This is a genomic window from Porphyromonas bennonis DSM 23058 = JCM 16335 (assembly GCF_000375645.1).
Lineage (GTDB): Bacteria > Bacteroidota > Bacteroidia > Bacteroidales > Porphyromonadaceae > Porphyromonas_A > Porphyromonas_A bennonis.
This window is the reverse complement of sequence record NZ_AQWR01000009.1, coordinates 45,352-56,533: the sequence shown is the minus strand read 5'-3', so window position 1 is coordinate 56,533 and position 11,182 is coordinate 45,352. Positions and strand designations below refer to the sequence as shown.

Annotated in this window: 6 protein-coding genes; 4 read left to right on the top strand and 2 right to left on the bottom strand. The window is 57.8% G+C overall.

Annotated elements, in window-relative coordinates; translation table 11 throughout:
* Positions 1–567: 567 nt before the first annotated feature.
* Together B088_RS02895 and B088_RS02890 are read left to right on the top strand one after the other, a co-directional pair.
* Positions 568–3,564: a tetratricopeptide repeat protein gene (locus B088_RS02895; RefSeq protein ID WP_018106906.1), complete on the top strand. Its 2,997-nt coding sequence runs from the start codon at positions 568–570 to the stop codon at positions 3,562–3,564.
* 46 nt (positions 3,565–3,610) lie between these two features.
* On the top strand, positions 3,611–5,476 hold the full coding sequence (locus tag B088_RS02890) for a TonB-dependent receptor (RefSeq protein ID WP_026170463.1): 1,866 nt from the start codon (positions 3,611–3,613) through the stop codon (positions 5,474–5,476).
* Between the two features lie 53 nt (positions 5,477–5,529).
* Here B088_RS02890 and B088_RS02885 read toward each other — a convergent pair whose 3' ends face one another.
* On the bottom strand, positions 5,530–7,722 hold the full coding sequence (locus B088_RS02885) for a lamin tail domain-containing protein (RefSeq protein WP_018106904.1): 2,193 nt from the start codon (positions 7,720–7,722) through the stop codon (positions 5,530–5,532).
* 82 nt (positions 7,723–7,804) lie between these two features.
* Positions 7,805–8,155: a 50S ribosomal protein L19 gene (rplS, locus tag B088_RS02880; protein ID WP_018106903.1), complete on the bottom strand. Its 351-nt coding sequence runs from the start codon at positions 8,153–8,155 to the stop codon at positions 7,805–7,807.
* Between the two features lie 407 nt (positions 8,156–8,562).
* On the opposite strand from rplS, the gene B088_RS08765 reads away from it, so the two are divergent.
* Complete coding sequence (locus tag B088_RS08765) at positions 8,563–8,769, top strand: hypothetical protein (RefSeq protein ID WP_245546717.1); 207 nt, start codon at positions 8,563–8,565, stop codon at positions 8,767–8,769.
* Positions 8,744–11,179: a zinc-dependent metalloprotease gene (locus B088_RS02875; protein WP_018106902.1), complete on the top strand. Its 2,436-nt coding sequence runs from the start codon at positions 8,744–8,746 to the stop codon at positions 11,177–11,179. The genes B088_RS08765 and B088_RS02875 overlap by 26 nt, the downstream gene beginning before the upstream one ends.
* The last annotated feature ends 3 nt before the right edge of the window (positions 11,180–11,182 follow it).

Genomic DNA, 11,182 nt, shown 5'->3' with positions numbered 1-11,182 from the left:
TGCCCGGGATGGATGTAAGTGGTTTAGCTAAGCGCCCGAAGAATTCTGACAAACAGCACTTTAGGTTTCCAAACCGTCACCTCTGGTCACAACTGCAGGGCTGACGCTTTTGAGTGGTACAGAAATCATTCAACTCATTGTAAAGAGTGGTGAACGAAGCACCCCGACAGGGGTGCCCGCTTTTTAGACCCGGGTCGAGGGGCGTAGCCCCGACGACCCGGGGGTCAGGCGTTGCAAGCGATCCCGCGACCCCGCTAGGGTGTCGCACTGATTGACTGACTGGTATGTGCGACACCCTAGCGGGGTCGCTGAAGGCTCTGCTCGGCGACCCACAAGGGGTCGAGGGGGTAGGGAAGGGTCTTTGTACATCGGTCACCGCTTCGCGGGTGACCGATGCCTATGGAGCGAGCACCCTTCGGGTGCCTCACGGATAAGCCCTCTAGGTATATATGATTACCCCAATGCTCAAATGCGTCACCCCTAGTCACAACTGCTGCTATTCTACTTGCTCTGTCAGAATTTGGTACCTTTGAGAGAACTTACATCTCATAAGACATTTCCGATCCTATGGATAAGAAAATACTAGCTTTAGTCACGGCAGCCCTGGGACTCTCTGCCACAGTCGTAGCGCAGGAGCCCATCTCACCACTGACGCACCTACTTCATGCTCGTCAGGCGATGTCGCTACAGGCGTACGCCGGAGTCGTAGAGAGCTTGGCACCGCTATACAAGGAGACCTGGAGTATGCCCATCATGGGCGAGGAGGCGCTTTACCTCGACGCCATAGCCCGTAGTAGCATGGGTGCCGAGGAGGCGGACCTCAGGCTCCTCCACTTCATCGAGCAACATCCCCACAGTGCTCTCCTGCCCTATGCCCAGAGCCGTCTCGGCGAGTGGTACTACGTGCGGGGCGACTACTCCAGTGCGGTCTACTGGCTGGACCGAACCGAAGTGACGGCGCTGCCGGAGGAGAGAGCGCAGGCGATCGACTACTACCACGCCTACTCGCTGATGAAGACCGGCTCCGAGGAGGCGGCTCTCAAGCTCTTCCTCCCGCTCACCTACTCCCGAGACTTCCACAGTGCCGCAGACTTCTATGGCGGTTATCTTCTCCTCAAGTCGGATCGGGCGAGCGAGGGAGAGAAGCTCCTCTCAGGACTTTACAGCAACACCACCTACGGCACTGAGGCGCTCGCCTATGTGGCCGAGTCGCGTCTCTCACAAGAGGACTTTGAGGGAGCTCTGACTCTGGCACAGAGAGGGCTAAAGCGGGATGCCACCGAGAGTGGCGCCCGTCACTCGCTACTCCACACCGCAGGCCTCGCCGCAGCGATGACCGGGCGGATCGATCTCTCCACCGACTACCTGCGGCAGTACATGAGACAGGCTGAGCAACCGGGACGGATCGACCTGCTTGTACTCGGAAAAAACCTCTACGAATTGGGCCACGAGACAGAAGCGATTGGCTACCTTACCCGGGTCGATGACGGCACGCCGGACTTTATGTCTCAGCTATCGCACTACTACCTTGGGCTCACGAATCTAAGCAGTGGGAAGAGCAGCAGCGCCCTTTCGTCCTTTGACCGGGCAGCAGAGATCGACGTCTACGCCCCGCTGACTGAGGACGCGCAGTTCAATGGCGCTCTCGCGGCCTACGCCGCACATCAGGGACGTCTCGGTGCCGGTACGAAGCGCTTTGCCTCCTACCTCAGACGCTACCCGACCGGAGCCTACCGGTCCAAGGTGATCACCCACCTGAGTGACGCTTTCCTCAATGACCCCAAACGGGCAGACGTGCTTCGAGAGATCTCCTCGATAAGCCCGCTCCCGCCCGAACTGAGGAGGGTAAGGGAGAAGGTGAAACTCGGAGAGGCCAATCAGTCTCTCGCCGGTGGGGACCTCCGTAAGGCAACCGAGCAGTACGGGCGGATCATCGGGAAGAACGAGGACCCGGAGAGCGTCGCAGAGGCTTATCTCTGGCGCGGAGAGGCTGCCTACCGCAAGGGAGACTACAAGGGGGCGATCAGCGACACCCGTGCCTATCTCGACAATCGCCCCGAGAGCCTTAGGCTCAATCCTCAGGCCTACTACACCTTAGGGTACGCCTACTTCAATAATAAGAATTACGACCAGGCCAAGAGCGCCTTCCAGACCTACCTATCGCAGACCACTCCTTCTACCAACGAGCGCACCGCTGTGCTCAATCGCCTCGGCGATATCTCTGTACAGGAGCGGCGACTCAGCGAGGCAGCAGACTACTTCGACCAGGCAGCGCGAACCGGGGGAGCAGAGTCCGACTACGGATTCCTCCACCGTGGCATCGTCCTCGGGCTGCAGAAGGACTACGAGGGGAAGATCAGTCTCCTCTCTCGTATGCAGCAGACCTTCCCCTCTTCCTCACTCCTCGCAGAGGGCTTCTACGAGCTGGGACAGACCTACAGCATGCTCAATAGGCAGTCCCTCGCCAGGCAGGCGTTTGACCGCGTGGTGACGAATTATCCCCGTCACGAGCTTGCTCCCTCGGCCGCCGTACAGAAGGCTCTTACCTATATGAGCGAGGAGAGCTTCTCCGAGGCAGCGGATGCCTATGTGGCGGTGATCCGGAGTTACCCCAAGTCCGATGCGGCGAAGACGGCACTGGAGAACCTTAAGGCACTTAGTATCCAGCTCAATCGAGTGAATGAGTACAATAGCCTGGTGCGCTCTATCGGTGGTACCGGAGCGATCTCCGACCGCGAGATGGACGAGATGACCTACCTCGCGGCTGACAAGATCGTCTCCGAGGGCAAGCCCGCCGAGGCGATCAAGGCACTGGACGACTACCTGACCCGCTTCCCCTCCGGGGCGTATCTCGACAAGGCTCTCTACAGCAAGGCTCTGATCCTCTCCTCCAATAAGCGGCACAGGGAGGCGACACCGATCCTCGAGCGTCTCGCAGCGATGCAGCTGGAGCCCACGATGAGCCACGATGTGCAGCTGCTCCTGCTGGAGAATTATGAGCGAAGCGACAACTCCGCCCGAGCAGCGGAGGTCGCCCTCCGGCTCGCCAACGAAAGCAGCACTCAGGTCGACCGCAGCCGTTACATCTCCGCCGCAGCGATCCACGCGCAGAAGAGTCAGAGCTACGACTTCCTCCTTGCCCTTGCCGATGACGTCTCTCGGAGTAAGTGGGACCTCACGCCGCAGACTAAGTCTGAGGTGATGACGGCAGCCGCAGTCCGCTACGACCAGGTGGGGAAGAAGGATATGGCGTGGCTCTACGCCCGGGCGGTGCTTCAGCTGCCCGCCTCCGTCCAGACGACGGCTGCCCGCGTGCTGACGGCGGAGGAGCTCTATGAGCAGGGACAGTTCCAGACGGTCCGCGACCGGATGGAGAAGGTGGTGAGCGGACAGTCCGACAGCCGCTACTGGCTGGCACGAGCCATCATCCTCCTGAGCGACAGCTACGTCCGTCTCGGCGACAAGAGTACCGCCAAGACCTACCTCGAGAGCCTGCGATCCGGGTATAAGGACCAGCAGGACGGCATCATTGATCAGATCGATGAGCGTCTCTCACGCCTCTGACTTCGGCGTACTCATTTTTTCCTAAAGATAGATCCTACCACTATATATGAAGATCAGACAACTCTTAGTCACGCTCGCAGCATCGTCGATGCTCCTCGGTCTGAGCGCCCAGACACCGGCAGACACGCTCCGCCGGTCGATGACCCTGCAGAGAGCCTACATACCGGAGACCGGTCAGGCGAAGAAGGAGTTCTTCAATCCCCTCGCCGGTCAGACACCCCGCCAGCTCCACCCACTGGACTTTGCGCGCAACAGCTACAGCCTGAGCATGAAGGCGAGACCTCGGCTCTTCTCACCGAGCGAGAACCTACTCCTCCCTGAGTACGGGAGCCACCACTTCTACGCCAGACTCTTTGGCGGCTATCCGATCAAGGCCGGAGGTAATATCGGGGCTCACTTCAGAGCCGGTGAGTACGGGACGATCACGCTCGCCCTTGACCACACCTCCCGACACGTCATAGGGGAAAAGGGGAGGCTGGACGAAGCTCCGATCAATGAGACCCACGACACGGAAGGGCTGGTGAGATACTCTCAGAAGCTACCCGATAGCGACCGAATGCTGGAGATCGAGGGATTCGGCTTCGGGCACGCCCACTCTCTGTATGGACATCCACTGAGTTCGGTAAAGTCTGGTGAGCTGCCTTACCACTTCATCACCGCCACTCCCGAGAAGCCCGAGCTGATGAGCTACTATGGCACGGGACTCAGTGTTTCCCTCTCACCGGCACCACTCAGCGCCCTCTCCACCTGGGAGTACAGCCTGAGCGCCACTGTCGACTACGGCAATCGCAATGCAGATGTAAATGCTGCTCGGGAGGGCGAGCCGATCGGGGTCTACATCGACGGGCGAGGCGATGCACTTCATGCCGGCGTGCAGGGAAGCCTCACCTATGGAGCTAAGATCAACGACTTCAGATTCGGCGTCGACGCCGGCTACGAGATCAATCGCTTCTCTCTCGATAAGGAAGTAGCGGGAGGGAAGGCGTCACAGATCATCACCCTAGTCCCCCACTTTGACTACATCATCCCGTCGCTCCAGGTGCGGGCGGGGGTGAAGGTGCAGCTACCCACGATGGGCGCCAAGCAGCTGCTGATCACACCCGATGCGCTACTCCGCTGGAGGATGCACGACAAGGCTTCTATGCTGCTCTCCGCTACGGGTGGCATGTCGATGCTCTCGATGCGCGACCTCTATCGGATCAATAGGTATGCTGACCCGATGAGCATTGCGCAGGGCATCGAGTCCTCGACCTACGACGTCGCACTGGGGCTGGAGCTGGGCTCCTGGTACGGCTTTGCCCTCGACCTCAAGGGCGGTTTTGCCGACTACCGGGACTTCTACGACTTTGCGAGCAAGAGCGGCTCCACCCCCACACCGGAGGGCTACCAAGGAGAGCCCTATGCAGAGGTAGCGGTCTTTGATCTCCGTAATCTAGGGTCTGTACGCCACGGCTACTTCAGCCTCGGTGCTCGCTATGTAGGAGCGGAGGGGCTCAGCGGTTCGCTCGGTGTGAAGTACAATCACTACGCTCGCCAGGCACTCGCAGAGGAGGAGGGCACCAGTGCGGATCACGAGGTGATGGAGAGCGTACTCGGCAGACCCGCACTTGAGCTGACGGCAGACCTCGCCTACAGTCCGATCAAGGATCTGACACTGAGCGCTAACTTCCTTGGCTTAGGAGGGATCAAGATGCAGCAGCTACTCCCGCGCGAGTTAGTCCGTGAGGGAGAAGAAGTGGTCTACACCCTACCCTTCACGACCAAGCTCGATGCTCAGGTCTCCTATAAGGTGCTGAAGAATCTTGGTGTCTCGCTCACGGTGGAGAACCTCCTCAATCAGAGGATGCAGCGCTGGAGCCACTACTACAGTCCCGGCATAGGCGTCTACGGCAGCATTACCCTCGAGCTGTAAGAGGCAATTACAGAAACGCAGAGAGGCGAGGCCGTCTGGCTTCGCCTCTCTTTTTACATCGCACCGGCATGGACCCACTTACCTGAGTAAGTGAGTGGGGCAAAGTCCGGATCGGGATGGGTAAAGACGACCCGGACCACCACGATTAGCGTCGGAAGAGGGGCACGCCCCTCCTGGAGCTTCCGGAGGAGATCACTCACCTCCCGCCCCTGCTTGCGATAGATCATCTGCCCGTCGAGGGTAAAGAGCTCCAGCGTCGACAGCTCTCCATAGATCGGCAGGAGTGCCATCATCTGCATGTAGGTCAGTCGTGGATCGTCAGGCCAGAGTGAGGCGGGGTCACTCTCCACGGAGGCGCTATTGGCACGGCCTGGGGTACCACCCCGAGTCGCCTCGGAGGCTCTGCGCCAGGAGCTCTTCCTCGTCCCATCCGACTTAGGAGAGACCCGCTCCAGCGAGTACTTCGTCCGGTCAGCTGTCGTATCTCCCAGCCACTGCCGCCGATAGGTCACCTGATCGACCACCTCACGATCCACACGCGCAATCAGGCGAATCTCGCTATAAGTTGGACTGAGAGAGGGGAAGTCGATTCGCTCAACAAATGTGGTTTGGTCTGAGAGCGGATAAAGTCGCGCCAGGGCGGGAGGATAAGGGGTCAGCACAGTAAAGGCTCCGGGTGGCAGCGTATAGGGCGATACTACCAGTGGCCAGTGAGAGAAGGAGGACGTGGGACTGCTTCTGTAGCTCAGATAGACCCCGTCCAGCTCCACAGGATGAGAGGAGTTATTATACAGCTCGATATACTTCTCCCCGACACTCTCCGGCGAGAGCATCAGTTCGCTCACCACCAGCTCTCCCGGTGCGACCTTAGTATAGGGTCTCATGAGGGACGGTTCACCCGGAGTGCCTCCCATCGGTGCGGTGGAGTAGCGCCACTGCGGCGGGTCTGATGCGATACGCTCCAGGGAGTGCCCCTCCTTAGGCAGCCCCGGCTCATGGAGCCTGTCATCTACCACCACCCTATCGTACGGCTGCCCGTCACGCCCCTCCAGGGCAAGTGTAAAGGAGCCGCTCATCGAGGGGAAGTGATCCATCGGCACCTTGACAAATCTCCCCCGAGCGAGAGTCTGACGGGACGAGTGAAGCACCGCATAGCCCCCCGGAGGCAGAGAGACTGCGGGTAGCTCGTAGGCTGTCGCTCGGTAGCGGAGGATCACCCGTCCCAGGTCTATCGGCGACGTGCTCTTATTGCAGATCTCCACATACGGCACCCGCGCTAGCGGTCCCACAGACGGCGGATCGATCATGATCTCGGAGATCAGGAGGGAGTGACGACTCTTGTCTGAGAAGGGCTCGACCGTCATCTCTATCTCGCCGGCTGAACCATCTGCAGTCTCCAGACCGGAGAGACGGATCTCAAGCGCACCGGTCTCAGGGGAAGAGGGACGAAGGATCACCACACTAAGCCGCTCTCCATAGGCAAGGGACACCTCACGCCCATTCACCCGCGCCCTCGCCTTAGTTAGGTCGACCGAACGGCTAAGATAAAGTGCGATGCTGCCATCACTCCTCACCAAAGACCGGATCAGCCGAAGCTCATCCCCAACCGGGTGAGGAGACCTGACCAGAGGCTCCGACCAGGAGACAGACTCCATCCGACTCGAGGTGTAGCTGACCCGAAGCGACATCACCGCATCGACCCTACTGTCCACCCGTATCGCCGTCGTCGCTCGACGAAGCCCTCCCTCAGGAGAGAGGACACTCAGACTCATGGACTCCTTCCCGTCATAGAACACCCGGAGCGACAACTTCCGCCACTCCTGGTCAGGCAGCTCCATAGGCAGCCTCAGGAGAGGCTCCTCTCTTCGTGCGCCCCCTGTAGGATGGGTCGTCCGGAGCAGCTGTACCTCCACCCCTTTTGGATCCGGGCAAAGGGTATAAGTCACCACCCCATCTGCTGTCTCGAGCGTAAGGAGATCAAGGGCAAAGGTATTGTACCTCGATGGACGCCGATCATAATGGCACTCCATCTCCCACGATACGGACTCCCCACTACGAAGCGAATAGGATCGACGAAGCACCGCCTGATCCCGCCCCCGTGCCTGTGGAGCGAGGGAGATCATCCCCTCCTCTATGAGGAAGAGGTCGGTGTCTCCCATCCACGCCACCTCCTGAGCCATCACCTCAGGCAGTAGTGCAGCGAGGGCGACCCAAGCCACCGCCCAGAGCCGAAACTGACGTCCCACTAGTCCCTACAAAAAAAGAAGAGCTATCGACCGGCACTCAAATGCTGATCGATAGCTCTTTGTTTCCTGTACAGAATCTATATCAGAAGGAACGACGCTCCTTGATACGAGCACTCTTACCGCGACGACTGCGGAGGTAGTACAGCTTGGCACGACGGACGTGACCAACGCGGTGTACCTGGATGCTGTCGATGAAAGGAGAGTTCATCGGGAAGATACGCTCTACGCCGATGCCATTGGAGATCTTACGTACGGTAAAGCGCTTATTGACGCCCTCACCGGAGATACGGATCACATCGCCCTTGAAGACCTGGATACGTGTCTTGTCACCCTCCGTAATGCGATAGTTGACAGAGATCGTATCACCGCTCTTGAATGCGGGGAGCTCCTTCTCGGTGGCAAACTCCTGCTCGACTGCCTTAATTAAGTCCATGTCAGAAAAATGTAGCTTTATGAATTAGTCAAATCACTAAACGCAGCATTCGTGAGCCACATATATCTCTCACCAGAGGCTACGCAAAGCGGTGCAAAGGTACCCCCTTTTTACCGATTTCCCTAATCCTCACCCCTCTGCGCAGACCCGATCCGCCGGTGAGCACCACCAAAGTCTCAGGGCGGACAGTCTCTTTACAGAAGATGCACAGGAGATGCTCCAAGCATCTGTCTGTCAGCAACAGGCGATCCGCCGGATCTATTACCGGTATTAGACTTCACTATTACCGGTAACAGTGTCGACTAATACCGGTATTAGTGTTGACTCATACCGATAGTAGTCCAGGCGCAACATTCAGCCGGGATAATTGGTGAACTTGCTCCAGAATCGCTACTTTTGTATTCCGTGTGAGAAAGGATATATACCGGAAGGATACTCCGACACAGCCATCAACATCTATTCACCCCATCAAGAAAAATGAAGAATTCCTCGGCAAAAACGCTTGCTATCTGTGCGATGACACTTGGGATAGGACTCCAGCTGACCGGCTGTGGGTCCCGTCCGCTATTGAGATCAAAAACCGCTGCAATGCAGCAGCAGAGGTCCTCGACTGACGAGGCAAAGACCAACCCCTACGACACGATAGCGGTGGAGAAGTACAAGTATGGCGAGGGACTATTCGATCTCTTTCGCACCGCTGACGGCGAGCTCTACTTCAGTATCCCGAGGGATCTCCTGGGACGTCACTTCCTGATCGTCAATAGGGTGCTGGAGGTACCGCCTGAGATCAACGATGCCGGCATCAATACAGGGATCAATTACGAGAACATCCTCATCTCCCTCTCTCTCGATGATCGGGAGAAGAACCTCTATGTAACTAATGTCAAGCCTCTTCCCAGGGTCCCTGAGGAGGATGCAATCAGAGGATCTGTACTGGAGAACTACAGATCCCCATTTATGGGTAAGCTCCCGGTCACGGCTTTCTCCGGAGACTCCACCAGGGTGATGGTAAAGGTCACCAAGTACTTCGACGGCAGGAGTACCCTCTTTAACCACCTCTACCAGGGCATCAACATCCCCACGGGGATCGATAGCGACCTGTCACGGATCGTAAGCAGTCACGTCTTTGAGGACAATCTATCTGTCGTCTCCGACCTGACGACCTCTGTCGATGAGGGAAGCGGTCCCGTGTACTTGACTGTACGCACAGCCTCCTCATTTGTTCTACTGCCACAGGAGCCTACTGCCGGTCGCCGACTAAGTCCGAGGATCGGCTACTTCACCGTGCCCAGCTCCTTCTACTCCGACGAGAGAAATGACATCATCAGCGAGGAGGTGATCACCCGCTGGCACCTCGCCCCGAGCGACACGACTGCATACCTTGCAGGTCAGCTGGTACCACCGACTCATCCTATCGTCTTCTACATCGATCGGAATACACCTCCTAAGTGGAGGACCTATATGAAGAAGGGGATCGAGGACTGGAATAAGGCCTTTGAGAGAGCAGGCTTCAGAGATGCGATAAGGGCGGAGATCCTCCCTGATAGTGTAGATCCTCTGGACCTTCGTTTCTCTAAGATCAATTACATCGCCAGCACACAGGAGAATGCCATGGGTCCCTCGGTGTACGATCCCCGTAACGGAAGTATCATCCAGGCCGATATCATCTGGTGGCATAATGTCCTCAATATCCTGCGGGAGTGGATGGCTCTGCAGACCGGGGCCTCTCGTCCCGAGGCTGCCACCTGGGACATACCGGACGAGTTGTTAGGTGAGGCGATGCGCTTTGTTGCCTGTCACGAGACCGGCCACTCTCTGGGTCTGAGGCATAATATGGCCTCCTCCTCAGCCTACAGCGTGAGAGACCTGAGGGATCCGGACTTTACGTCCAAGCATGGGACGGCACCCAGCATTATGGACTATGCACGATTCAATTATGTGGCACAGCCCGGTGACGGGGTCACCTCATTTGGTCCCAAGATCGGTCCATACGACCTCTTTGCCATTGAGTATGGCTATAGGTGGTATCCCGACCAGGACAGCGAGCGACGTGGGCTTAAGGAGCTGCTGAGCAGTCACCGGGGTCCCCTCTACCGCTACAGCGAGGCACAGGACAGCCGTCAGGCACTTGATCCACGCGCACAGACGGAAGATCTGACAGACGACCCCATCGAGGCCTCCACCCTGGGCATCGCTAACCTAAAGCGTATCTGCAAGAGAATACTGCCGATGACAGCCTCCTCAGAGCGCCACGGAAACTACGAGCAGGCGGGTCTCATGTACCACGCCCTCATAGCCCAGTGGAATACTCTTCTCTTCCACCCGATGGCTATGGTAGGTGGTATGTACCTCGAGACACCTCTCAGAGGTGATCACCAGGAGACCTACAACTTTGTACCCAAGGAGAGGCAGCGCCGGGCAGTGCAGTTTTTACTTAAGGAGGCAATCACAGATACAGACTGGCTCTTCAGTGAGCCTGAGGTGCTGAAATACACCTACCCCCTTAAGAACTCACCATCCGGCACTTTGGAGATGTCTCCGACACTTGTACTCAGCAACACGCAGGGCTACCTGCTCTGGGATCTGCTGGACAATAAGCGACTCGTCAGGATGTCCGAGAATGAGAGGATCAACGGCGCCTCAGCGTACAAGCCGATCGACCTTATGGACGACATCTTCTCCACCATCTTTGCCCCTACCCTCTCACGGCGTCCACTCACCGTAGCAGAGAGGAGGGTGCAGAAGAACCTCCTCGATACACTGCTTGAGAGCGTCTCCGCCGCTAAGGTGACGAAAGACGGCAAGACACTTGTCTCCCGAAACGCTGAGAGGGCCGGGGTGATGAGAGAGGTCAACTTCAATGGCACACTGAGCGACCGAACCTCAGATGCCATCTCTGCCAAGAGAGCGCTCATGCAGCGGATCTACAGGACGATCTCTCCACTCACCTCCTCTGGTGATGAGGCTACAAGAGCACACTACTATGATATGAAACTGCGTATAGAGAACGCACTCCATAAGTAATAC